Annotated in this window: 19 protein-coding genes; 9 read left to right on the plus strand and 10 right to left on the minus strand. The window is 44.6% G+C overall.

Translation table 11 applies throughout. The features are described 5' to 3' along the window. Positions 1-49: 49 nt before the first annotated feature. Positions 50-1,798 (minus strand): DUF4955 domain-containing protein, encoded by a 1,749-nt coding sequence (locus SDE_RS20180; protein WP_011470332.1) that lies wholly within the window; start codon positions 1,796-1,798, stop codon positions 50-52. A gap of 335 nt (positions 1,799-2,133) precedes the next feature. Between SDE_RS20180 and SDE_RS20185 the strand changes: the two genes are divergently transcribed. Continuing rightward, positions 2,134-2,667: a fatty acid desaturase CarF family protein gene (locus tag SDE_RS20185; protein WP_041324952.1), complete on the plus strand. Its 534-nt coding sequence runs from the start codon at positions 2,134-2,136 to the stop codon at positions 2,665-2,667. On the opposite strand, the gene SDE_RS20190 is transcribed toward SDE_RS20185, so the two are convergent. From SDE_RS20190 to SDE_RS20205, 4 genes are all read right to left on the minus strand, one after another. Beyond that, complete coding sequence (locus SDE_RS20190; RefSeq protein WP_011470333.1) at positions 2,657-4,213, minus strand: hypothetical protein; 1,557 nt, start codon at positions 4,211-4,213, stop codon at positions 2,657-2,659. The two genes, SDE_RS20185 and SDE_RS20190, sit on opposite strands and share 11 nt — an antisense overlap. A gap of 274 nt (positions 4,214-4,487) precedes the next feature. Beyond that, positions 4,488-5,174, minus strand: a complete 687-nt coding sequence (locus tag SDE_RS20195) for an ion transporter (protein WP_011470334.1) — start codon at positions 5,172-5,174, stop codon at positions 4,488-4,490. Between the two features lies 1 nt (position 5,175). Further along, positions 5,176-5,781 (minus strand): BRCT domain-containing protein, encoded by a 606-nt coding sequence (locus tag SDE_RS20200; RefSeq protein WP_011470335.1) that lies wholly within the window; start codon positions 5,779-5,781, stop codon positions 5,176-5,178. 339 nt (positions 5,782-6,120) lie between these two features. After that, complete coding sequence (locus SDE_RS20205; protein ID WP_011470336.1) at positions 6,121-6,690, minus strand: hypothetical protein; 570 nt, start codon at positions 6,688-6,690, stop codon at positions 6,121-6,123. 242 nt (positions 6,691-6,932) lie between these two features. Between SDE_RS20205 and SDE_RS20210 the strand changes: the two genes are divergently transcribed. Continuing rightward, entirely contained in the window at positions 6,933-7,463 is a 531-nt protein-coding gene (locus SDE_RS20210) for a hypothetical protein (RefSeq protein ID WP_011470337.1), read from the plus strand. 188 nt (positions 7,464-7,651) lie between these two features. Here the strand turns inward: SDE_RS20210 and SDE_RS20215 are convergent, their stop codons facing one another. Further along, the gene (locus SDE_RS20215) at positions 7,652-8,323 is read right to left on the minus strand and encodes a hypothetical protein (RefSeq protein WP_011470338.1); all 672 of its coding nucleotides are present in this window, start codon (positions 8,321-8,323) and stop codon (positions 7,652-7,654) included. 312 nt (positions 8,324-8,635) lie between these two features. Between SDE_RS20215 and SDE_RS21680 the strand changes: the two genes are divergently transcribed. Further along, positions 8,636-9,109, plus strand: coding sequence for a PRC-barrel domain-containing protein (locus tag SDE_RS21680; protein ID WP_011470339.1), 474 nt, complete (start codon positions 8,636-8,638; stop codon positions 9,107-9,109). A gap of 275 nt (positions 9,110-9,384) precedes the next feature. Here the strand turns inward: SDE_RS21680 and SDE_RS22915 are convergent, their stop codons facing one another. After that, positions 9,385-13,200, minus strand: coding sequence for a glycosyl hydrolase family 18 protein (locus tag SDE_RS22915; protein ID WP_011470340.1), 3,816 nt, complete (start codon positions 13,198-13,200; stop codon positions 9,385-9,387). Positions 13,201-13,532: 332 nt separating this feature from the next. Here SDE_RS22915 and SDE_RS20240 point away from each other — a divergent pair, with 332 nt between their 5' ends. The 6 genes from SDE_RS20240 to SDE_RS20265 all read left to right on the plus strand — a co-directional run bounded on the left by SDE_RS20240 (position 13,533) and on the right by SDE_RS20265 (position 21,826). Beyond that, positions 13,533-14,216, plus strand: coding sequence for a zinc metallopeptidase (locus SDE_RS20240; protein ID WP_011470341.1), 684 nt, complete (start codon positions 13,533-13,535; stop codon positions 14,214-14,216). Then, on the plus strand, positions 14,213-16,183 hold the full coding sequence (locus SDE_RS20245) for a phosphoenolpyruvate synthase/pyruvate phosphate dikinase-like protein (protein ID WP_011470342.1): 1,971 nt from the start codon (positions 14,213-14,215) through the stop codon (positions 16,181-16,183). The genes SDE_RS20240 and SDE_RS20245 overlap by 4 nt, the downstream gene beginning before the upstream one ends. 265 nt (positions 16,184-16,448) lie before the next feature. Continuing rightward, entirely contained in the window at positions 16,449-17,252 is an 804-nt protein-coding gene (locus tag SDE_RS20250; RefSeq protein ID WP_011470343.1) for a polyphosphate polymerase domain-containing protein, read from the plus strand. Positions 17,253-17,254: 2 nt separating this feature from the next. Further along, positions 17,255-17,821 (plus strand): DUF4956 domain-containing protein, encoded by a 567-nt coding sequence (locus tag SDE_RS20255; protein ID WP_011470344.1) that lies wholly within the window; start codon positions 17,255-17,257, stop codon positions 17,819-17,821. Positions 17,822-17,827: 6 nt separating this feature from the next. Beyond that, the gene (locus tag SDE_RS20260; protein WP_011470345.1) at positions 17,828-18,958 is read left to right on the plus strand and encodes an OprO/OprP family phosphate-selective porin; all 1,131 of its coding nucleotides are present in this window, start codon (positions 17,828-17,830) and stop codon (positions 18,956-18,958) included. A gap of 24 nt (positions 18,959-18,982) precedes the next feature. Further along, the gene (locus tag SDE_RS20265) at positions 18,983-21,826 is read left to right on the plus strand and encodes a CotH kinase family protein (protein WP_011470346.1); all 2,844 of its coding nucleotides are present in this window, start codon (positions 18,983-18,985) and stop codon (positions 21,824-21,826) included. Between the two features lie 232 nt (positions 21,827-22,058). On the opposite strand, the gene SDE_RS20270 is transcribed toward SDE_RS20265, so the two are convergent. The 3 genes from SDE_RS20270 to SDE_RS20285 all read right to left on the minus strand — a co-directional run bounded on the left by SDE_RS20270 (position 22,059) and on the right by SDE_RS20285 (position 24,677). Next, on the minus strand, positions 22,059-22,784 hold the full coding sequence (locus SDE_RS20270) for a proteasome-type protease (RefSeq protein WP_011470347.1): 726 nt from the start codon (positions 22,782-22,784) through the stop codon (positions 22,059-22,061). A 460-nt stretch (positions 22,785-23,244) separates the two neighbouring features. Further along, positions 23,245-23,616, minus strand: coding sequence for a hypothetical protein (locus SDE_RS20280; protein WP_011470348.1), 372 nt, complete (start codon positions 23,614-23,616; stop codon positions 23,245-23,247). 179 nt (positions 23,617-23,795) lie between these two features. After that, complete coding sequence (locus SDE_RS20285) at positions 23,796-24,677, minus strand: methylated-DNA--[protein]-cysteine S-methyltransferase (protein ID WP_011470349.1); 882 nt, start codon at positions 24,675-24,677, stop codon at positions 23,796-23,798. Positions 24,678-24,864 lie beyond the last annotated feature (187 nt).

Here is a 24,864-nt window from a genome sequence, read left to right on the forward strand (position 1 = left end):
GAACGAAAAGATATAAAAGGTGGGCAGTGCCCACCCGTTGGTTTAATAGTTAATTACCTGTGCGGCGCGTTATGTAATTAATTTTGGTAGTAGCTGCCAGCACCATCAACAATGTGAGCAATAGCCCACCTATGGCTCCACCACCCGATGTGTTGCTGGCGTTTGGCTGATTGGGTTGTGGTGTAGGGGTTTCTTCTGTTGGTTGTTGCTCGCCACCGGTTTCACCCTCTGGCTCTTGTTCTGGTTCTTCTGTTTCTTCTGGTTGCTCGGGCGCAGTGCTACCAAGGCGCAAGGCAAGTTGCGCTTCAAATAAAGAAGCAGGCTCGGCCATTTGCCCTAGCAATTCATTAGCGCTATAGGTGCCTTCGGTAAAGGTAACGCTTTTACCCTGCAAGCCAATAAAATACGGCATGGCGAAGGTGTGGCCGTTGCGAGACGCCGACCAAAAATTATAGCTATCTGGCCCGCCTTCTAAAGTCATATTCCATGCGACTAAATGTTTACCGTGGTGCGGGTAACTTTCGTGTGGGCCGCCGTTGTTAGAAAGGTGACCGTTAGTTACATTATCAAACAGCGTTGCGTAGGGGCTGCCCGAATGGCTATCTATATTTTGGCCAGCTAACATTTGGTAACGCAGGTACACAGTGCCGCAACCCCAGTAGCCAACACCCGGCCCGTGGTGATGGCCTGCGTGGTCGGCACTATCTTTTATTAATACACCGTAAGAGCGCCGCGTATGAATAGACATATGCCCCTTCTTACCGGTAAAGGTAATATTACGCAGGGTAAGTGCTGCAGAGCCGTCTATATAAATACCTTGGTTCCAATCTTTAAATTCTACGTTTTGTATCCAGCCGTTTTCTACGTTATCTAACCTTAGTGCGTTCCATGCGTAATCGTGAATATCGTCTTTATGGTGATCGAAGTCTTCGGGGTAGGAATCCCAATTACCTTTAAAGCGAATATCTTCTATACCTATGTTATTTATCATGTTGTAACTACGCACCTGAATGGGCGTAGAACCTATAGTTAGGCTTATGTGTAGTGGTTCTCTAAGGCGCACGGTGTTGCCGTTAATTGCGGCAATAGAGTGAATTTCTCGCAGGTTAAAGCCGTCGTTTAGTAATCGCGTCCATTCGCTGCGAATGGTAAGCGGGGAATAATACGATTGCGCTAATTCCACGCTATCTGCTCGCAATAAAATACGCTGGCCCACACTCAGTTGTGATGCATCGGCAACTACTATTTCGAAACTTTCGCGCTGTGCATTTGCTACTACAGTTGTAATCACCGATTCGCCAGTGCTTGTTGGCGAAACCTCAAAAATATACTCGCCGTTATTTACTTTTTTATTTACTTTAAATATTTCTGTTCCGTTATCACCAGCGCCCGCGCCTTTTAGCACTATGTTGCTAGCGCGAATAAAAATATTCTCGCCCACCGTTTCGTTAGGGCTAACTAAAAACCTGCCAGCGGGGAACATAACCACACCGCCACCAGCGTTTTGTGCGGCATCTATTGCCAGCTGTATGGCTTGGTCATCGTAGTTTTCGTCGTTTGCTATTGCCCCGTAGTCCGTCACATTAAATACGGCCCAACTAGAAATGTCTGGCAGCTCGCTCTCGGAATAGTCGTAACCCGCATAAGAAAAGTCCGGCAAGGTTGGCTCATCGCCATTCGCCTTTGCGGCCTCAAACTGCAACCAAAGCGGCGCCACCTCGGCAATAGCACAGGGCACAAACGTTAAACTACACAATACAGAAATAGCACGAAGGGTTTTGTTATTTAGTAGGCGCATAATCGGTAAGTATTATCTTGTTAATCTAGTTATGGGAAAGTTACTGTAAATCATAATTGGTAAGATAGCAAAGCCAATATTGGGGTTGTATTGAGCTATTTGGGTGGTTTTTATACTGTTTTGAGCGGTTTTTGGGGAGTTTTTATGGTGGGAAGTTAGGTTGGTGGCGTGCAGGGTTAGCGGGTAAAAGCAAGAAAGCTGTTTGATGTTCTTAAAAATGCGCTAGCCATAAAAGCTAAAGGAGGAGCGGTAACGACTTTGTTAATTTCACGCTTGTGGATGTTAAGTGTATCTGATAGAAAGATAGGAACATAACGTATCGCATGGAGCATAGTATGACTGACATATTAGTAGTTATCGTTCAAGTTGCCCTTATTATTTGTGTTGCTGACTTAATCTCAGGTGTAGCTCATTGGGCACAGGATAGGTTTGATACTCGTTCGATTCCTGTTTTTAATGAATTATTTATATATAAAGCAAACGAACATCATTTACACCCGAATCGGTCCAGTCAGTATAGTTGGCTTACACGCAATAAGTACGCGCTGATTATATCTACTTTTTTTATCTTTCCTGCTTGGCTCTGTTCTTTTTTATCTTGGCAGACCGGGTTATTAATTCTAGTTTTACTTGTCTCCAGTGAAATCCATATCGCCTGTCATCGCCCAAACAACCATAAAAACTGGCTTGTAAATACGCTACAAAAAATCGGCTGTATTCAATCTAACCAGCATCACCTGCAACACCACCAGAATGACAATACGCACTACTGCATAATAACTAATTACGTTAATCCGGTAGTAGATAAAATTGGCTTCTTTCCACTACTTGATAGAATCATAATTAAAAATGTACGAGTTACATCATAAGTATGTATATCGCTTGAGCTGAGTTTTTTACAAACACTTCTGCCGCCCAAACCAGCTTGTCAAAGTTGGCTACAATCACTATTGGAATCAATATGGCAATAAAAGCATTAAGCGTGAGTAATAAGGATGCCAAATACAACCTGTCATCCTTCACTTCTTCGTTAGCAGGCCAATTGGTAAGCAAATTCGATATAGACTTATTCCTAATAATACCCGATAGAGCGTTTACCACAGAGAATGATGCTACTAAGAAATGAATAATTGTGGGTATTAAGGTGGTTGCAGCCATTAAGTGGACCCACATAACGTCTTCATCCCAAGGGCTTTCGCCAAGCTTACTTAATAGACCCTTCACATCAAAGTCAGACACACCAATAACTTTATTAGCTATTGAAAAAAGTGCAATCGTAGTAAGTAGTGTTGCCAGCCAAAATAATGCTGCTATAACTAAATCTAGAAGCCCATACATTAACGCTCTTAAGTCGTGCTCCCCATCTCTAATCTTTATTAGCAATCCACGCGTTAACCCTAATGAGAGCCAATCAAACGGCGCATTAAATAATGGCAGCAAGACGAAAACACAAAGCAAAGACCTTAATTGTAAAAGAGTGTGCCCTGTAAAATTCTGCGGGTTACTACTAACTAAATAAAGAGCAATAAATACAAACAGCGACCACGAGATATTCCACAATACAATCCATAAAACACTAGGGTGCTTTCTATTTTTTTGCTTTACTCTAAACCAATCCCAAAATATATTTAACCCAGAAAAAAAGAATCCTGCCGCGGCAAAAATTACTGCCGTAGATGTCTCTCCAAATAGATAAACCATTCCCGATATAAAAAGCATTATCACAAAAACAGTTACAGTAGATAGAATCCCAGAGTGTACAGCAGCTAATATACTGTTACTGGCAATACCAATAATTAGAACTAAAGGGAAACCCACTTTGAATGATAGAAGCACAGAAAGTACTACCAATATTGCCCATATAGAAAGCACCACGGCTTTTTTTCTAGCGGTATCTAATGTAGCGTATAACCAGCCACTCAACACGGATGAGCAGATTAACACAATCACTAAAAACCTTAGGGCGGGGTGTACATCGCTTGGAAGCAACTGATGCCCAACAAACACACCACTCGCGCCTAAAGACCAAGGAATAATAATGACAAAAACGGGATAGATGAATGCGAGAGATAAACAGAACGAATAGCAACTTTCATCCCAAGGGTTTTTCCCAGAAAAACGACAAGCTATATAAGAACGTGCCCACCCTCTTACTGGGCTCGCCCACTTCCCTGACCTTGACTGAATAAGTGAATCGACAACCGTTAATAATTTAGCGACCAATCGACGATAAATAATAAGAGCTTTGTGCTCATTTAATATACTTAGCCTAAAAGCTCGGTCTTGCCTGCCGCTAGAATCATCTGGGTACCTCAGGCCTTTACTAGCTAAATACCAAATTAGACTTACATATCCTATCCCCAGTAACGCTATCGGCCCGTAATCTATTGCTAATTTAGAAAGCTGTACCCACATGAATTATCCTTTTTAAGAAGGTATTCTATTTTCACTAAAAGTCATTTATATAAAAATAATATACATAAATATCCGTTTCATTGATAAATCTTAATTCATGATGCAAGTGGAAATAAAAAATATATTTTTCGTTCTTCAAACTATATCGTAGTGCTATTTTCCTCTGGCTTACCACGAACAAAGTTATAGTAGCGATATATAAATTTGGCCATCTTGAACGCGGCTTTAAAAGTAAATATTATTAATACACGTATAATGAATTACCCTATAAATGCTAACCTTCACCAATACCATCACAGTTACTATTTTCTCTCGACTTCTTCTGCATAACCAACCAAGCTACCAACATAGAGTTCAAATAAGCAAACAATAAAAGGCCAACTTTATTAAGAAAAATGGTTGCCGTTATGCCTTCTGTGCTTAGCGCCTGATCGATTGATGACTTTGCGTTTAACAGGTTTAGAAACGCCCACCAAAGTGCAGCCTCGGCAGTTACTATAGGGGAGCCCAAACCTCGTTCGAATTCCAATATAATTGCCGAAGATAAAGTAAAGGTTAAGAATACAACTAGAAACACGCATAGAGATAACGTTTCGAACTTACTTGCATGTAAACTATTAAGTAGCACTTTTATAGATTTTATTGCCCTTAAGTAGCGAATAATGCGCACAACTTTCGATATGCGGCCCCACCTAAGCGGATCTATAGCCGGTATTGATGAGATTAAATCTAACCAGCCCCATTTCATGTATTCCAGTTTTGATTTTGCGGATGTGAAATTCACAATAAAATCAGCTAGAAAGAAAATACAAACTAATAAATCTACGTATTGCAGTACTTGTTTTATTTCTTCATCTGTTACTAAAAAGGATTCGATGAGTATCGCCCCCAGTACATACACACTTAAAAAGAGTAGAACCATTTGATACAGGGCCGAACCCTTTTCTCTCACATTGGTCACGCTAAACCCCAGCCTCATTCACCCAATGCTGCTCGCTAACAATTGCAATAGGTAAACCAGACTCTCTATACGCCATTGCCTTTTCTATTTTTCGACCAAATGTTTCGTGTGCCCAACTTTCGGTAACGTAGGTACCCAATACAAGCACATCTAATTTTTTTGTTACGCTACTAGCCACTACGCCGCCAAGTGTTTCGATAGCCGCTTGGCACTGCTTTCGGTTGCCGTAGGCGCAGGTGCCAGTAAACAAATAGGATTTACCCGCAAATTCCAATTTAGGTGCAGGGGAGCATAGAGGCAAAGCGGACGTTTTTGCTACTTCGCCAATTTCACTGCTTTCACCAGAAATCGTACGAAGTATAGTGAGTAACTCGCGCGATTCTTCTTCGTCTAGCACGCCGTCGGCTAGGGCTTCGGAAACTTTACTGAGTAGATTGAGAATAACAGGGTGTTCAGATTGACCGTTTTGAACCAGCCAGCTCTGTAAAAACTCCGCTTCGGCTTGGTTAACATTACCATCGGCGGCAATGCCTTTACTCAAACCAATAAGGGTATCTAATTGCCTATCGGCTATTTTATTTCTGTTGAATCTAGTAAAAATATCCATTTTTCTCCCTCTAGATCTAGCAAGAGCTGTGAAGCATTGCGTGGCTTATGCAAGCCGCACGAGCACCCCCCAGTAAGCGATGCCCGTACATCTAGCGGGTCATCCAACATACATTTGTGAACCAGTTATCATTTTGGAGTCTATAACAGAAATTAAGCGGTGGAAATATGATTGGCGCGCATTTCGTTATTTACGCGTACAAAAGCGCAATATTGGTGCATGCACAACCGAAGTTTTAGGTAAGGTAGGCCATTCGATATTTGAATGGCCTCGTACTTGTTTAGTGCTATCGCGGCTTTGCTTGTAATAAGCTCTTCCGAACTGAATTTTTAATGCGTATCAACTAAGCGCAGTTATTGGCTGCTTAGTGCAAGTAACAAGGTCTTGTTTGTAGATTTTAACTTGTAACCCTTTTAAATTGTAATCGCTTAGTAGCCTTTTAAATTTTTCGATGCAATAGAGATTGGCCTTTCCGTTTACTATTACTTTAAATATTGGGGCGTTGTTAAGGGAATTGTCTTTAAGGTTAATAGCTATGATGCCGTCAACGATCACTTCCGCGCTGGCCATTGTAGTGCAGTTAAATAGAAACCATTCTTCAGCATGAATAGTAATAGGTAAAAACTCACCGAAGGGTTGTAATACGTTAGCGACAAATATTTTTGTGGCGGTAGATAGCAATAAAACTCCATCCATCCAAATACCTATATCGGGCACGTGTTGTACCTCGCTTTTACCTGCAAAGTCTACTTTTATGGCTGACCAGAATTCTTTTAAGGCCATGTTGTGCTTACTAAAATCTAGAATAGATTCTAGTGTTATATTTTCGGGAAAAATATCCTCTATATCTAACGGGCTTAAATCAATTTCTTTATAGTCGAAATCTGGTTGTAATAAAAATACATTCATGATTTTTAACCTGTTTTTATAGTTAACCCGCTTCTTACTCTTACCGTAATGTTATATTCTTTGAGTCTAGCAGGGTACTACAACTGGATTAATATTAACGGCGGCCAAATCGCCCATTAGATCGACTAATATATCGTAATACAGCATGGTCACGCCGGAAGGCGGCTTTGCCTTTTCCGGCCTACGTTGTAATGCATTATCCGCGATATGAAAACACAGTATTTCTTAGGAACCATAGATAAATGGACTTGTATTTAGTTGAACAGCAAGGTTTCGATTACAAAGAGTTAGTTCTTAATGTGAACGACTTTCTTAGCTCCTTTCCCGATGAATTCAGTTATGCCGATGCCAATAATTTTGTTTATCTTAATATTAGCCTTGCTGGATTTTGGCCTCTTATGAAAACTACATTTCAGCCTCTTGAGGGTGAGAAGAATCTAACACCTGATATTTCAACCTGGATGCCCGACGGCACGCTGTTACTTTCACCAGAAGCAATACGATATATTGGGGATAACCTAGCCCCATATGGGGAAATTTTGCCCATTATTGTAGATGCAAAGGAATGGGCCATATTTAATTGCTTAAGTACATCTAATTTGGAGGACTTCGCTAGCGAGGATAATTCGCAAAGTTCTGCGAAGAGCATAGGTAGTAAGATGCTATTCAAATGTATAAATCCCGAAAAATATGGGCTTTATTGTAATAGTCGCTTTAAGCAGTTAATTGAAGATTACGGTTTACACGGGTTGGAGTTCACAGCCATTGAATAATAAGTTTATTTTCTTGTAATACCCAATATAGCGTCACTAAGATTGATAAAAGAATTGTAATGCAAGATGGTCGCGCCGGAAGGCGGCTTCGCCTTTTCCGGCCTACGTGTTTTACGGTTCATCGAATAGTAAAGGGCGCATATTAATTATGCGCGCGCTCAGTTTAAATTTTTTAAGAAGTAATGCATTTACTGAATAAGCTCATAACTATTCCCAAACTGCTCGGTATTAAATAAACGAAACTGCACATCAGTCATGTCTATATAGGGGAAGCGATTCTCGTACTCTTCTAGCTGTGATTTAAAAGCTTCTTTACCGTCTGGGTGGTATCGCCAAAGTGTGGGGCTGTAGGTGCAATCGAGGAAGAAATTGCCAATAAAAACCACTTCACGCGGCCTAACAGTAAACGTTCCACCAATGGGTTTTCCTTCAGAGTAGAGCGTGTCGCGTTCTGCAGTAAGAAAGCCCACTTTAGACACCGAATCGGCCACTTTGATGCTAAAGGCGCTTATCGCATATTCGCCCGGGGTGAGTGAATATGCGTAATTTGTAAATTGAGGGTCAACCGCCAAACGCGAGGGACTATGTAGTACAAGCGCTGGTTCAGCTTCGCTGTTAAAGGTATTCACTGGAAGCTTATCAAAGGCCAAGCTAATAAGCTGCGCATTTTCGTGGCCGCCACAACCCCACCAACGCCCCCAGTTTACATCCAGTAGTACAACACCGTTTGTAGACTTTGTGTTGGCGTATATTTCTTCGGTCACAACACTTGTTGCCTGCATCTTTATAGGCTGTGTAACACCTGCACATGCAGATACTAAAACTGACATTGCAATTAATATGTAGTTATTTCGGTTCATGGCTTTGTTCTATCTCCTTTGTCCTTGGTAAATGTTGTGTAGCACCAACCCGCTTAACGTTGTAATTTTAATAATAAGTCATGTAATTATTTCAATCACCTAGTTTTAGCCGGAATATCAATTTATTTATTTCAACTGTTAACCATTTAAATTGGCGCGCGCGTCTACTGCGCGCATCAAAAAACGTTAAACAGTTCAACTTAACAGCTCGGCCAAACATGTTTTTTTGTTTTTGGTACGCCCGTTGCTCTAATGAATTCGAGTCTGCAAAACAGCAGACTAATTCTTACAACACTTTTTGGAGACAAAGTCATGAAACTATCAATATCCGCATTAGCTCTTGTAGGCGCTTTAACCACTGGCACTGTGTATGCCGAAGGCCAACTAAACCAAGATACCAACCCTCAATATCAAGATCGCTCATCAGAGCAATTCGATGCTCGCACTGAGCTGCAACCTAAAAACTTAAGCACTAATCAAGGGCTACAAACCCCCATTCTTGCCAGCGACTTAATTGACAAAGATGTGGAAGATTCACAAGGTCGTGAAGTGGGCGAAGTAGAAGATGTGGTTATCGACCAATCAGGCAAAGAAATGGCGCTTATAGTGGAAGTGGGCGGCTTTTTGGGAATGGGTGAAAAATCTGTTTCAATTCCAATGTCTGAACTTACTATTATCAAAAACGCCGACAATGAGCGTACCATTCAAATCAACCACACTAAGCGCGAATTAGAATCGATGCCTACGTGGACTGAAGACAATGTAAACCAGCTTAGCTTCCGATAGGAATATTGACTATCGCTAGTTAGAGTAGCTCAAACATGGTTTGGGCTACTCCTGTTTAGCTACTTTTAAGATTATTACTACGGAAGACGCGCTAGCCTTTTCCTGTCTATCCATATTTATTAATCTATAGTTGCTAAAATAAAACTAATTTTATCAGGTTAATTAAAAAAGGCTTCAACCAGTGAAGCCCTTTTATGTAACATAAACAGTTCGGTTACTTTAGCTATTTATTATCTTCGCTTTCACAACTTCCATAAATTTTGCAATAACCGAAACTACTGCTTTTCGTTGCCGAAACTTTCGTTAATGGCGTTGAGTAGTTGGCCGTTATCGCCGTCTATTTCCCAGGTTAGCATGCCAGCTAGATTGTATTGTTTTACGTAATCGGCTTTTGCTGCAATAGAGCGCGGCGAATCGTAGCTTATAAATTCGCCGGTGCTGCTGTTCCAAAGGTAGGCGGCTTCGGCTATTTCGTCGTAGTGTGCGCTAAAGCCATTAATGCCTGTGCCATTGGTGCCAATATAGTTGTCGTACAGGTCGCGGTAGTCTTGTACCCCTGCTTCCCAGGTGCCTTTTGCCGCGCCAGAAGCTTGGCCATATAGCGGGAATAAATCGCTTTTGGCAGCGTTGGTATTTTGGGTGCCTACCCAGCCGCGGCCGTAGAATGCACCACCCACGACTAATTTGGATGAAGGCACACCTGCGGTTAATAGGTTTTGCACAGACGCATGTGTGTTAAAACCTTCTCGCTCTTCGTTGTTGTTGTACAGCGGGGTGTGGTGACCCGTTGTGTTCGCCCATGCGCCCATGTAGTCGTAGCTCATTAGGAATATGTAATCCATATACGTTGTGGCACTGGCGTAATCTACTGCTGCAATTTTTTCTGGTGCTGCACCTACGGCCGAAGTAATTTCGTATTCGCGACCCGTTTCTTCTGCCAGCTCGTCTAATGCTGCGCGTAGGTCACGCATTAAGGCGGTATAGGCATCGCGGTCGGCAGCGGTAGATAATTCTGGGGCTGTACCGCCGTATACAGGGTATTCCCAATCTATATCTACTCCGTCGAAGAAGTCATATTTTTTAATAAAGTTAACGGCAGATTCAACAAACACTGCGCGGTTAGCTTCATTTTTTGCCATTTCATAAAATGGGGTAGACATTGTCCAGCCGCCAATAGATGGCAATATTTTTAAATGCGGGTGCTGTGCTTTTAGTTTGCGTAGTTGCCCAAAGTTACCATTGTAATCTTGACCGGTTGTATCGTCGTACCACGTATCGCCTGGGTAAGTTTTTTCTAGGTTGGCGAAACGATCTACCAAGGTAACTTCAAAATCTTGCTTATCTGCACACTCGCTAGCAATAGCCGCTTGCGCGCCGCCTGAGGCGTGTGGGTTATCGCCACACATTGCAATAAAGCCAAACAGTACGTGCGTAAGGTTAGACGCCGGAATATTATTTACGTGATAGTCGCGGCCATAAATGCCCCACTCTACAAAGTAAGTAACAATTATTTTATCGCTCGTCTGTTTGTAAGTGTTGTTGTACTCGCCGTAAACCACGCCAGATAAATCTGTTTCGCCGCCACCCGATGTACTTGAACTACTAGAGCTAGATGAACTGCTCGATGAACTAGTAGAACTAGAGGAGCTGCTTGTGCTCGACGTTGAACCACCAGTACTAGAAGACGAGCTACTAGAGCTTGACGACGTGCTGGAAGAAGAACTAGACGTTGCGCCATCACTACCGCCTTGCAAAGTGATAGTTTCGCTATCGCTAGCACAGCTAACATTTATATCTTGCTGGTTACACAGTTTAACTTCAACGCTATGAGCACCTGCGCCAGTAATAGTAATGATTTTGCTGTCGGTTTGTGCATTTTGGCCATTGGTAGTTAAGTTGGCTGAATACACTTGCTCGCCATCTAACCATAGCTGCCATTGGTTGCCGTTTGTACCCCAGTACATATTCCACGTAATAGTGACCGTTACACTGCTGCCGGTATAGCTTGTGTTCATCCAAGCTATTGTTGGCGCAGTGGGTTGCTCTACGCTTGTTTCTGTTTCTGTTTCTGTTTCTGTTTCTGTTTCTGTTTCTGTTTCTGTTTCTGTTTCTTCAGTATCGGTATTTTCTTCTGGGTTTTGTTCGGTGTTGTCTTCGTTATTGCCTTCTGTTTCGTCCGTTGTGTTGTCGGTTTCGCTATTGCCACCTTGCAGGCTACCAGCGTTTGCGCCGTTTAGCTCGGTGTGTAAAGTAGCCAATAAAGTAAATTGCGAATCATCTTGGCCTAGGTGCCAAAACATCGCACCGCCTAAACCTTGTTGTTTAATATAATCGGTTTTATACACCAACGATTGAGCATCGTCGTAGGTTACAAATATATTATTTTCTGCGTGATACAACCAAGGCGCTTTGGTTTGATCATCAAAGTGACGGGTATAGCCGTAGTTACCTTCTATAAGTTGTTGAATATCGTTAAAGGTAGCAATGCGTGGCTCGCCGCGCGCTTCGCAGGCTTCACAACCAACCAATAAGCTAGCGTCACCTACATAGGGGTCACCATTTGGGGTGTTAAAGGTTTGGTATAAACCGGTGTTTGATGAACCTGTGTTAAAAAATGCACGACCGTAAAAAGGTACGCCCATTACAATTTTTTCGCGCGGAATATCCATCATTAAATGTTGTTTAATGGCGGCATCTACGGTGAGCTCGAACGGGCTAGGAAAACGCTCTACTATTTCTTCCCACGTTAAACCAAGGTCTGCTTCGCGCAGCGCGTTGTAAAAGCGCGGCTCTTGGTTGTTGCCGTACAGGTGTGCGTGAAAGTTAGTTTTTGTTACGCCGTTCCACGGTCCGTTTAGGTCGTAGGTCATTAAATTTATAAAGTCTAACTGTTCTACTATGGCAGCTAGCTTGCTGTAATAACGGCTTAAAAAGAACGCACCGCCTGCGCCAGCAATGGTAACTAGCTCGCCGTTGCCGCGTGCATCCAATTGGTTGCGCATTGCTGCTAGGCCGGCAATAAAGTTATCTACATCTTCGGCGCGAGGGTATTCCCAATCTATATCTATGCCATCAAAGCCGTGTTGTTGCATAAAGGCTACACACGAGCTAACAAAATGCTCGCGGTTTGCCGGTGCAAACGCATCGCGGTAGCGGCTAACGGTTTCGGCTGCGTCGTTAGATTCTGCCCAACCCCCTACAGAAAAAAGGATTTTTAAATCGGCATTCCAATTTTTTAGTGCTTGTAACTCAGCAATAATTTGAGTTTCTGCGTCGGCTTTTTCTACATCTATAAAATCGCACTCTAGCTGGCTGTTAATACCAATAAATGCATAGTTAATATGGGTAAGCATTTGCGCTTGTTGCTCACCAATTGCGCTAGGCGGAAACGAACCATCTAAACTTGGCATGTAATAGCCAATAACGCGGTAGTTATCTGTTTTGCGCTCGCCGCCTACTGCGGTGTAATCAAAGCTTGGCGCATAGACGTCGCCAATGCTGTAACCCAATTCGGCATCTACACCCGCATTGCCACCGCCCGTGCTTGATGAACTAGAAGAGCTTGAAGAACTTGACGATGAACTAGAAGACGAACTTGAGCTACTAGAGCTTGATGATGAACTAGTACTACCCGCACCAGAGCTGCTAGATGACGAGCCGGTAGCGCCAGATGAACTAGAGCTGCTTGAAGAACTGCTAGACGAAGAAGTACTGCTTGAACTTGTTGCGCCACTGGAACTTGAGCTAGACGTAGAAGAACTGGTCGAGCTCTCTATTTCGTCAATAATAGTAATATCGCCACCGCCCGTGCTAGACGAGCTAGAGCCTGATGAGCTGCTCGAACTAGAGCCGTTTTCCACATCGATATCAACGTCAATATCTACATTTACTTCTGCTGAACCACTAGAGCTGGAAGAAGAACTGGATGTTGAACTTGTGCTAGAACTAGAGCTGGAACTGGAGCTGCTAGATGCCGACTCAGTATTTGTATTGGAACCTGCACCGGGGCTAGGGCTGTTACCGGCGCCTCCGCCACATGCAGAAAGTACGGCAACACTAAGTGCAGCCACTGCAAATTTAGTTAAATTCATCGCGCCAAAAACCTCATAAAGAAAAGATATGTCATATGGCGCACAGGTTACGGTTTAAGCTTAGGCGGCGGTATTCACCAAAAGACCACTAAATGGCCTAGGCCATTTTGCTATGTGAAGAATTACACATCTTAGAAAACAAGCGGTTGCATCTAAAAACCAAGCTAGTTAATGCATTAGGTGTGGCTTTATGGCACGGGGAGATTTATTTGTTTGTGCCTGCTGTGGTAGTTTACGGCTACGCCTAATTAGGCCAACCCAATAACCAGCCCTTTAATCGGCCCATTAACTACCCCAGCAACCGCACCAGTAACCACACCAGTAACCACACTATGCTCTACGCTTTAGGCGCTTTACTCTTAATTGCTCTTATTTACGGCCCATCGCTATGGGTGCGTTACATTTTGCGCAAATACAGCACCACTCTCGATGGCATGCCCGGCACTGGCGGCGAGCTGGCACTGCACCTAAAAGAGCAATTTAAATTAGATGAATTAGTAGTAGAGCAAGCGGGCGATGGTGAAAACTACTACAGCCCGCTTGAAAATGCCGTGCGGCTAGAGCCAAGTGTATTTAACGGTAAATCGCTTACTGCGGTAGCCACCGCTGCCCACGAAATTGGTCACGCCATACAATTTACCCGCAACGAGCCCGTTAGCCATTTGCGCAGCCGCTATATGCCCATTGCTTTGCGCTTACAAAAAGCGGGTACCTATTTAATGTTTGCGCTGCCTATTATCGGTTTGGTTACCAAATCGCCCCATATAGCTGGCCTAACACTGTTAATTGGCATTGGCACCATGCTGGTTTCTGTTGCCATGTATGCGGCAATACTGCCAGAGGAATACGACGCAAGCTTTAACAAAGCCCTGCCTATACTAAAAAAGGGCCAGTACATACCCGAGGTATACCTGCCCGCGGTAAATACCATTCTAAAAGCCTGTGCATACACCTATGTAGCCGCAGCATTAACCAACGTATTTAGCTTGTGGCGCTGGCTAAGGTTTTTACGTTGAATAAAAACACACCACTATTGTTGATATGCCTAGTTGCCCTGCTGCTATATTGCCAAAGCGCCACAGCCGCACCACGGTACAGCTATACCCTTGCCGATGCCGATACCTTTACCAACCTTAAAGCCCAACCACTTGGCAGCCAATACGCGGGGGTAGAATCGGTAAAAATTGTGTATGCACTTGGCCGCGAACGGCTGTATTTTGTTAACTCTAAGCGCTATAGCTATCACTACAGTTTTTGCAAAGATGTGCTTAATTACACATCCTCGTTAGATACCTTTAACGCGCACAATTACACCTTATCGCCCAAACGAAAATACCTTTTGGCTACGCTCTCATACCACCCCGCGCTAGATACTTACGCTTTAGAGCTTGCCCCATCCGACGAAATGCCGTTGGAGCAAATCCAACTGTTACTTACAAAACTAAAACACGCATTTTTCGCACAGCATAAGCTCGCCCTGTTGCTAAACACCTCGCGCCTGCACTTAGCGGCTGCGCGGCTAACTCATACCGCCACCATTACCCCAGATGCGCTGTATAAAGGCCAAACCTATCAACTGCTTACTCCCGGCAAAGCCATTGGCCTGCTTACAGAAGTAGATGCCGCAGGTATAGATGCCCTCAACTTACCCGAGCACACCTTGGCTTTAATTAACGGCACCCCGCTTACCGTGCCGCCTTTAGCCGGTATTATCACTACCGATTTCCAAACCCCTTTAAGCCATATGGCAGTGCTTAGCCGCAACCGAGGCACAGTGACTATTGCGCAAAAATTTGCCCCACAGCACGAGCAAATCAAACCGCTTATTGGTAGCTGGGTAGAGCTTGTAGCAGATGAAAACGGCTTTAGCCTCTCACCGTCTAGCCAGCAGGCGTACAACCAGTGGCGCAAGCGTAAAACCACCAAGAGCATTACCCTTAGTAGCAACCTCAACCCCAGCCCTTTGTTAGATATAACCAAGCTGCGCTATAAGGATATTGAGCGTGTAGGAGGCAAAGCGGCCAACTTTGCCGAATTGCAATTTGTGCTAACTCAGGTTGCCAATAGCGGACTAACTAACAAAACTGCCAACGCACAGCCAAACATTGCGGCTAAGACCCCTGAAGGCGCTTTCGCCATCCCTTTTTATTTTTATCACCAACATATTCAGCAACCCGCCATTCAGCAGGCGCTTAACGCTGTTTTACAGCTCGATAGCAATACCAGCGATAACCATACGTTAAAGCAGCACCTCGCTACCCTGCGCGATGCCATCGAAACGGCACCGCTCGCGCCCGAGCTAGTAAAAGCGGTTGAGCAGCGCATGGTGAATGGTGGCTTCGACCGCCTTAGATTTCGCTCATCCACCAATGCCGAAGACCTGGAAGGCTTTAGTGGTGCGGGCTTATACACCTCTAAAACTGGGCACCTATACAAACCTAAAAAAAACATAGAGCGTGCAATTAAAAAGGTATGGGCCAGTACTTGGCGTTACGCAGCTTATGCAGAGCGCGCCTATTTCGGTATAGAACAACACACCGTCGCCATGGCCGTACTCGCCCACCGCTCGTTTCCCAATGAGATAGCTAACGGCGTTGCTATTACCCGCAACCTATACCGCAGCGATTACCCAGCATTTGTCATTAATGTGCAAAAAGGTGAGGAGAGTGTGGTGCAACCTAGCCCTGGGGTGAGTGTGGATCAGCTTATTAGCTATCGCGGCGTGTCGGACCTAACCGATGAAGAAGGCCCGCCGCGCTACATCACCTACTCCAGCCTTAATAATGGTGTACCCATTTTGACGGATGAGGAAATTTTTACTCTCACTACTGTGTTAGATACCCTTAAAAAGCACTTTTACCACAAGGTGAACAAACACCATCGCCGTTACAAGTATCAAAACTTCGCTTTAGACGTAGAGTTTAAATATATGGGGCCAGAACGGGTTTTATATATTAAACAAGCTCGTTTGTTTAACGATTAACGCTTAGCCGAACGCCTTGCGGGCACAAGTTATTTACACTTGCGCAGCGGGCTAACGTTTTTTAAGTCCCTTTTAACCCAGTATTTGAAACCGCTTCCATTTCTTAGGTAGTAATTTACTGTCATCTGTATGTAAACTGATTGTGCTAGGCAAAAAAGTATTAGGCGCCAACAACCGTCCACGGAACGGAATTTGGCAGTTACAAGCCAACTTTTCGCCAGCAAATACTCGATACAATATAAAAACAAACAAAATACTAATAAAAATGAATAAGCAATTTGAAACACAATTGCGCCTGCTGTTAGCCCAGTGCGACGGCTATAGCCTAAGCGACATTGGCGGTGCCACCCTTATGAACCGGGTAGACACCAAGTTTATTGTGCACGCTGATTTAGTACCCAAAATAATCCATACCCTTAAGACAGATTTTAAGGTATTGGATATAAACGGCGACCGTTGCTTTGAGTATGAAAATACTTACTACGACACAGGCGACTACCTGTTTTACAACAAACACCACCAAGGCAAGCTTAATCGCCATAAGGTGCGTGTGCGGCGCTATGTCAATTCCAATACCCAATTTCTAGAAGTTAAATATAAAAACAACAAAAAACGCACCGACAAAAAGCGCATTGAAATAAGCGATAACTACGATACTAGCTTGGCTTCTTATCGCCAATTTTTAGCGCAAGCGGGAATAGACCCCAGCCTGCAGCTGCACCCTAGCCAACAGTGCCGCTACAAGCGTGTAGCGCTTACCTGCGGCCAACAAGCCGATCGCCTCACCATAGATTTTAACGTACACACAAATCTACTTGCCGACCCTACCAGCAGCGAAAGCCCGTTGGGCAATGTGGCCATTGTAGAGTTAAAACAAAACAAAATTAACCGCGATAGCCCCGTGTTTACCTTTATGCGCAACCACGGAGTACGCCCAGCCAGTATTAGCAAATACTGCATGGGTTTTTTACAGGCGTCGCAGCTGTACCACCCTATTAAATTTAATCGATTTAAAAAAATCGCCCACCGGGTGGCCAAAATCCAAAACACCAGAGGTTTAACGCTGTAACCATGTTCGTACAAGAATTTATTATCCGCTACGCTATTTTTCTTATTGCCGCACTTATTATGTTGCGCGGTGTTTATTTTAGAAACACACCTAACCGCGAGGTATTTTTAGGCATATTTATGTTTGGCAACGGGGTATTTTTAATTACCTACTTGCTGCACAGCGTAGAAATGTCTATGGGTTTTGCCTTTGGCTTATTTGCCGTGTTTTCTATGCTGCGCTACCGCACAGAAGCGTTAACCGTACGCGATATGACTTACTTGTTTACTGCAATTGTTATGTCGCTTATGTGCTCGGTGGCAGAAATAAATTTTTTCGAAATATCCGCACTGTGCGGGGTAATTATTTTATTAACCGCCCTTTCCGAAACTCAAGTATTCGCGCCCACTATTACCGAGCGCCGTATTAGCTACGACCGCATAGATAATATTCAACCAGAAAACCGCGCTCAATTACTTGCCGAAGTACGTAAACGCACCGGTATGAACATAGTAAAAATTGAATTAGGCAAAGTAGATTTTCTAAACGATAGCGTACAACTCGTTGTATTTTGTGCAGAAGAGGGATAACAGCATATGGCAAAGCAATGTAAATTTAACTTTAAACCTTTAGCGGGCGTAATAAGCGCTGTAATGTGTGCCGCCCTGCCTTTAGCTGCACAGGCCGATTTCGAATACGAATTATCAGCCGATGCCATGTTAGATGCCGTGAGTTATTCCGGCAGTGAGTTTAGTGAAAACGGGCAGGAGTTATATTTACGACGTGCCAACCTAGGTATAGAGCTTGAATATAATAAATTATTAAACGCAGAAATATCTGGCGAGTACAGCGAGCTAGATGAAGAGTACAGCTTTAAAGATGTGTATGTAGGTATCACCCCCCTTAAATTATTAGAATTTCGCGTTGGCCGCTTTAAAGAGCCTGCAGGCCTTGAACGCAACCAAGGTTTAAAAAATCAGGTTTTCTTAGAGCGTTCGTTAGCGACCAATGTTTTTTCTTTTGGCCGTAAAACCGGTATTGGTGTAATTGTGGATGGCGACGGCTGGAATGTTGAAGGTGCGCTGATGAATCAGCAAGGCAAAGACGAAGGCTACGATGACAGCCGTGTATTGGCTTTACATGCATCCTACAACCCTTACCGCAACGACGCTAAAACCGATTTTTTACATATAGGTACTAGCTACTCTAAACGCGATGCTACCGAACGGCGTTACGACATAGACGAACCCACCGTAGCGCCCATTTACGGCAATACTATTCACAGCCAGCGCTATAGAGACGCCGATATTACCAGCTACGGTTTTGAGGGCGCAGTAGGCTACAAAAAATTATTGTTACAAGCGGAATATTTTGACCAAACCTTTAATGAAGCCGATGGCGACGAATATATTCATACCGGCTACTACCTCACTGGCAGCTACACATTGCTAGGCGGCGCGCGCCAGTATCGCAAAGGTGAAGTTAAATCGAATAAAGATGCACCGCAAATTTTAGAAATAGCCGCCCGTATAAGCCAAGCGGATACCGTAAACGATGGCGAGGGGGACAGCGCCGATGTAGCCAGCTTAATTGTGAACTACTACCCCACCAAAAATTATCGCCTAGCTTTGGAATACGCCGCGTCTGATATTCAAAGCTACGACAATAATGTGCCGCTAACCTTAGATGGCCAAGCAATTACTGCGCGTATACAACTTTCTTTTTAATTTATTTTTTTATTAGGTGCACCCATGGTTGCCAATACAGTCTCCCCTCTTTTGCTAAAAACCGTTCGCGGTATTATTTTGCTCGCTGGCAGTGCGGCTTTAATCGCCTGCGGTGGTGGGGGCGGCGGTTCGTCGAACAGCTCTTCTAGTAGTAGCTCGTCCAATAGCAGCACGTCATCTGGCGGCGCCTGTACAGATTGCATTCGCATTAACGAAGTTGTTGCCTCTAACTCTACGTATGACGATGAAGATGGCGATAGCCCCGACTGGTTAGAGCTGTATAACACTAGCGCAAGCGCGGTGAACCTTAGCGGCTGGACACTCAGCGACGATGACGACGAACCGGCCATGTGGACGTTTCCCAATCAAACTATTGAGGCGGGCGGCTATTTACGCATTTGGGCATCGGATAAAAACAGCACCACCGTTGGTACTTATCGCACTTTAGTAAATAGCAGTGATACTTTTCGCTATAGCACCACCGAGCCAAGTGCTAGCTGGACCAGCACAAGCTTTAACGATGCCAGCTGGCAAAGCGGCGCTGGCGGTTTAGGCTATGGCGACAACGACGATACAACCGTTGTACCCACCGGCACGCAAACATTGTATGTGCGTAAAACATTTAGCCTAACAAGCACTGCCAACATTCAAAATATGTGGCTAGATATAGATTACGACGACGCATTTGTAGCCTACTTAAACGGCACCGAAATTGCGCGCGGCAATATATTGGGTACCAACCCAGCGCACAACGCCGCAACCGTTGCCGAACGCGAAGCGCAAATGTATCAAAGCGGTTTACCCGAGCGACACGCGCTTACCGACTTTGCAGACCTACTAGTTGAAGGCGACAATGTATTAAGCATTCAAGTGCATAATATTTCCAATACCTCGTCTGATTTAACGGTTATTCCCTTTTTAACTGCTCTTTACAACAGCACCACCAACGACGGTGTAACGCCACCGGCGATTCTCGGTTTTGAAAATTACGGGTTGCACACTAATTTTAAAATTTCTTCTGGTGGCGAAACGTTATATTTGTATAACAGCGACGGCGTAGAAGTGGATGCTTTCGACGTGCCTGCGCTTATTACCGATATTTCTGTGGGCGTATCTAACAGCAACGGCAATATTGTGTACTACCAAGACACAACCCCCGGCGCGCGCAATGCCAGCACCGAATACCAAGGTTTTGTTAGCAGCGAATTGTTTTTTTCTAATAACGGCGGCACCAGTGCTGCAACAAGTGTGAGTATTAGCGGCGCCGCCAACGGCGAGCAAATTCGCTACACCACTAACGCTACCGTTCCTACCAGCAGCTCGAGTGCTTACAGCAGCGCTATAGCCATTAGCGGCAACACAGTGATTCGTGCGCGCGCATTTCGCAGTGGTTATATACCTTCGCGCACCTTTAGCCGCACATATTTACCCGAGGCCGACCACGATATAGCCGTGGTAACCTTAGTTACCGAACCCAGTAACTTTTTTGATTACACAACGGGCATTTACGAAAGCGGCCCCAATGCCAGTAACGAATTACCCTATTTTGGCGCGAACTTTTGGCAAGATTGGGAGCGAGACATTCATTTTAGTTTTTACGAGCCCACTGGCGAACTGGGCTTAGCTATGGATGCCGGAGTAAAAATATTTGGCGGTTGGAGCCGTGCAAACAGCCAGCGCTCGTTAGCCTTGTATGCCCGCGGACGCTACGGCGAAAGTGAAATTGACTACCCGCTTTTTCCGCAACGCGAATACCAAGAGTTTCAATCGCTAGTATTGCGCAACTCCGGTAACGATTGGCTTAATACCATGATGCGCGATGCGGCGCTAACCAGCTTAATGGATGGCAGCGGTTTAGATATACAAGCGCACCGCCCCACCGCCGTGTATTTAAATGGCCAATACTGGGGCATGTATAACCTGCGCGAAAAAGTTAGCGAGCATTTTCTTGCGTCGCGCCACAACGTAGAAGCCAACACATTAGATATTTTGGAACGTGAAGGCGCTGTAGTAGATGGCAGTAATATAGATTATTTGGCGTTAATAGATTTTGTAGAAAACAACAGCCTAAGCAATACCAGCAATTACAATTACGTTGCCAGCGAAATAGATATAGAAAACTTTATAACCTATTACGTGGCGCAAATTTATTTTAACAACCAAGATTGGCCCGGCAACAATATTAAATATTGGCGTGCACCCGGCGGCAAATGGCGCTGGATTTTATACGATACCGATTTTGGTTTTGGCATTTGGAATGTGTACGACTACAGTGCAGACACACTCGCATTTGCATTGTCTGAATTTGGGCCAGAATGGCCTAACCCACCTTGGTCTACATTGCTGTTCCGCAAGTTAATGGAAAACGATACGTTTAAGACTTTATTTATTCGCCGCTTTAACGACGAACTAAATACACGCTTTGAAGCAAGCCACGTAACTGCGCACATTGACGCCATGGCCGCGGAAATAGCAACGGAAATACCCAAGCAATGGCAGCGCTGGGACGGGTCTGACGGCGCCAATTGGCAGGGCAATATTAACAATATGAAAACCTTCGCCCAGCAGCGCAGCGCAAATATGATTGACTATATGCAAAATAATTTAGCAGCAGGCCAACTGCACCCGCTTACCGTGACCATTAATAATAGTGCGCGCGGTAAGGTTCAGCTTAATTCTGCATTAATAGAAAGCGCCAACTGGCAGGGTAATTACTTCGAAAATATCACCCTAGAAGCCACCGCTATAGCAAACGACGGCTATGTGTTCTCCCACTGGGAAGGCGCAAGCAGCGCAACCTCCACATCCATTACGTTTAGCTTAAATAGTGCCACCACCTTAAATGCGGTATTCGTCCCCGGCTCTTAAATGCGCCACCTACTTGCACAGCGTTTAGTAAGTTGCATAAACGCTGTGCAAGTAGGCACCCCCACCTCTTTCATTCCAAAAAAGGAACCAGTGAGCGCATGGGTAGCCAATAGAGGTTCCCTAGATAATTTTGCAGGGAAAGAAGCGGGATTGAAATGATGGGAGAATGCTGATTTTGCTAGAGGGCTTACTCCATGCAAGCCCATATAGAAACGACAAAATGGAAAAGTAATTAACCTTCTATTGGCCACACAAGCGGCTGCAGCTGGCCTACGGCCTCTTCCATTAACTTGTTCCATGTTATGCGCAGGTTGCGCATATATTCGTTATCTTCTTCTAACTTTAGGTAGCGTCCAGGTTGCAGCGAGCCAGCCGTAAGCACGGTTACCTCAATGGGTGGCCCAACCGTTAAGTTACTGCGAATGGTTGCATCCATAGAAACCAAACCACACAACACTGCTCTGTCGGTTGTCATTTTGCCCTGCGCTACGCGGTCTAATATGGGTTTGCCGTATTTGGTTTCGCCAATTTGCAAATAGGGCACTTGCTCAGAGCTGGCAATAAAGTTGCCCTGCGAATAAATCATATATAAGCCGTTGCTGGCGCCTAGAATCTCACCGGCCAACAAAAAGGTTGTTTCAAACACGGGGCCGCCGCCGGTATTTTGTTTTTGACACGCTACGCTCACGCGGCCGATGTATTCGGACGCTTGGTGCATATCTACAACGGTAAGCAAGTTTACGGGCGCCTTGGTTTTAATGTCGCGCTCTAGCACGGCGATGACTGCCTGTGTGGTGGCCAAGTTGCCTGCGCTACACAGTACAAATTGGCGCTGCCCAGGCACACTGTAACGCCACATTTTACTGTAGGTACTTATGTTATCCACACCTGCGCTGGTGCGTGAATCGGAAAGCATAATGATGCTTTCGTCTATTTTTATACCTAAACAATATGTCACTTTTCTCTCCTAAATAGCATTAACGGCCCTGGGCTTACCCTACTAATGTATACGGGAAAATTAGGCCTAGTACACCCCGCTATGCGCCCGCAATATAGCATAGCCACTGCAGATAGAAAGGATGATTGTACTTTTTTTGGTACCGCCAAATTACAGGCTTGCGTCAGCTTTATGCCACACGGTATTTGTGGGCAGCTTGGCGGCAAATACACTGCGCTTTGCAGGTTTGTAGAACAGTAATAATGGGTGTTATTTACTTAACAATTTAAGCGTACTGCACTAGGTTGCGGGTTTAAGTAATGGGTTTAACAGCCTAATTGGTCGAGCTATTTATTCACACTGCCTGTAAATAGCAGGGTAGATTGTAGAGGTAAGTGTAGCAGTTGATTAATAAAGAAAAGTGAGAGGTTTAGACGGCACACTAAACCTCTTTTGTATTGGATGTAGCTTGGAGAATCTATTAAGCGGTAAAGATTCTAAAAAGCTTATAGCCAATAAACAACACGGTAAGTGCACCTATAAAAGCAGCGCCTATGCCTATATCCGAGTTGCCTTGCTCTTTCGGGCGGTTCTGTACTTCTGGGTCTATATTGCGTGTACGTAAAAGCTGCAGCATGGCACTTAAACGTTGCAGCGCTTCTATGTTGGTACTGCTGTTGGGGTCGCTATAAATACGGTTGTATTCTTTTAGCAGGGTCATATCATCGAATGAGCTGTAAATATCGCGATATCGCTCTATTTCGGTACGTTCGTTTTTTTCTATGATTGCTTCATTAGCAAGAGGGGATTGGCCAGTAGTTTTACTGCCCGAGGCGATGGCGACGTCGTCCATTATCGATTCCTTTTGGGTCCATTTATTGAATCATTACTTATTCACTACTAATAATGACCATTCCATTTAAGAAAGGGTCCCTCCCTTTCTATTAGCTGTTAGCTGTTAGCTGTTAGCTGTTAGCTGGCGCTTAGGATACTGTACCTTGCAACAAAACCCAATACGCACAAGCTAAAAGGTTAATCTACACGCTTCACAATTTGCGCCTGCTCCCACCCTATTAGGCTGCGCTTTCTATACGCACCCCAGCGGTATTCGCTTAAACCACCCGTGTTGCGAATAACGCGGTGGCAGGGAATCACATACCCAATGTGATTACTGGCAATGGCAGAGGCAACCGCACGCACACTATTGGGCTTGCCTATTGCATCGGCAACCTGTTGATAACTAAGAAGTTGTCCGCTAGGAATACGCAGCAGCGCCTCCCACACTTGTAACCTAAATGGCGTGCCTTTTAATAACAGTTTTATATCGCCGCGCGATTGCCCGTTGCCAAATATTTGTCGAAAGCTGTATTCGGTACCCGTAGGGCTATGCACCAGCGTAGCGTTGGGCCAATCGGCTTGTAGCTCGTCAACCAGTAACGCGTGCTCGCGCTGTTGATCATAAAACGCCAGCTTACATACGCCGCGAGGGGTAACTGCAATAAAACAAAAGCCAAAAGGCGAGCTGTGGGCGCCGTATTCTATTGTTAAACCGGCGCCCTGCTTTTTGTATTCGCCTGGGGTAATGCTTTCGCAGCGCACCATTAAATCGTGCAGGCGGCCACTGCCGCTCAACCCGCTAGCAAGGGCTGCTTCTAATACCGGTGCGTGGGTAAGTGCTTGTTTTGCATGCTCTTTCGTTAAAAATTGCAGAAACTGCTTAGGCGAAACACCGGCCCAATCGGTAAACACACGCTGCAGGCGCGATTCACTTAGGCCCACTTGTTTGGCTACTAAAGCAAGACTAGGTTGCTCGCGCTGATTAGCCACTAGGTAGGTGATAGCACGCTCGACTATTTTGTAGTGCGCGTGTTGTTCGCTGTTTTCTATTGCGACACGTGTTGCTGGGTGCGGCATTACTTTTCCTGTGAAGGTAAACAAAGTAATAGCTTGCGCGACTCACCCGCTTTTGGCCACCCGATTCTTGCTGCATTTACAATTAGTTACATACTTTGTTTTATTAGGCGCCAAAAAAAACGGCTACTAAAAAGTAGCCGCATAAATCGAACGAAGAGAACGATGAAACTAACAATAAAAGGGCGCT

Source organism: Saccharophagus degradans 2-40 (assembly GCF_000013665.1).
GTDB classification, from domain to species: Bacteria; Pseudomonadota; Gammaproteobacteria; order Pseudomonadales; family Cellvibrionaceae; genus Saccharophagus; species Saccharophagus degradans.

Coding starts and splice junctions, on each gene's coding strand:
- SDE_RS20180 (WP_011470332.1), bottom strand. CDS start 1,798: ATGCGCCTACTAAATAACAAAACCCTTCGTGCTATTTCTGTATTGTGT.
- SDE_RS20185 (WP_041324952.1), top strand. CDS start 2,134: ATGACTGACATATTAGTAGTTATCGTTCAAGTTGCCCTTATTATTTGT.
- SDE_RS20190 (WP_011470333.1), bottom strand. CDS start 4,213: ATGTGGGTACAGCTTTCTAAATTAGCAATAGATTACGGGCCGATAGCG.
- SDE_RS20200 (WP_011470335.1), bottom strand. CDS start 5,781: ATGGATATTTTTACTAGATTCAACAGAAATAAAATAGCCGATAGGCAA.
- SDE_RS20205 (WP_011470336.1), bottom strand. CDS start 6,690: ATGAATGTATTTTTATTACAACCAGATTTCGACTATAAAGAAATTGAT.
- SDE_RS20210 (WP_011470337.1), top strand. CDS start 6,933: ATGGACTTGTATTTAGTTGAACAGCAAGGTTTCGATTACAAAGAGTTA.
- SDE_RS20215 (WP_011470338.1), bottom strand. CDS start 8,323: ATGAACCGAAATAACTACATATTAATTGCAATGTCAGTTTTAGTATCT.
- SDE_RS21680 (WP_011470339.1), top strand. CDS start 8,636: ATGAAACTATCAATATCCGCATTAGCTCTTGTAGGCGCTTTAACCACT.
- SDE_RS22915 (WP_011470340.1), bottom strand. CDS start 13,200: ATGAATTTAACTAAATTTGCAGTGGCTGCACTTAGTGTTGCCGTACTT.
- SDE_RS20240 (WP_011470341.1), top strand. CDS start 13,533: ATGCTCTACGCTTTAGGCGCTTTACTCTTAATTGCTCTTATTTACGGC.
- SDE_RS20250 (WP_011470343.1), top strand. CDS start 16,449: ATGAATAAGCAATTTGAAACACAATTGCGCCTGCTGTTAGCCCAGTGC.
- SDE_RS20255 (WP_011470344.1), top strand. CDS start 17,255: ATGTTCGTACAAGAATTTATTATCCGCTACGCTATTTTTCTTATTGCC.
- SDE_RS20260 (WP_011470345.1), top strand. CDS start 17,828: ATGGCAAAGCAATGTAAATTTAACTTTAAACCTTTAGCGGGCGTAATA.
- SDE_RS20265 (WP_011470346.1), top strand. CDS start 18,983: ATGGTTGCCAATACAGTCTCCCCTCTTTTGCTAAAAACCGTTCGCGGT.
- SDE_RS20280 (WP_011470348.1), bottom strand. CDS start 23,616: ATGGACGACGTCGCCATCGCCTCGGGCAGTAAAACTACTGGCCAATCC.
- SDE_RS20285 (WP_011470349.1), bottom strand. CDS start 24,677: ATGCCGCACCCAGCAACACGTGTCGCAATAGAAAACAGCGAACAACAC.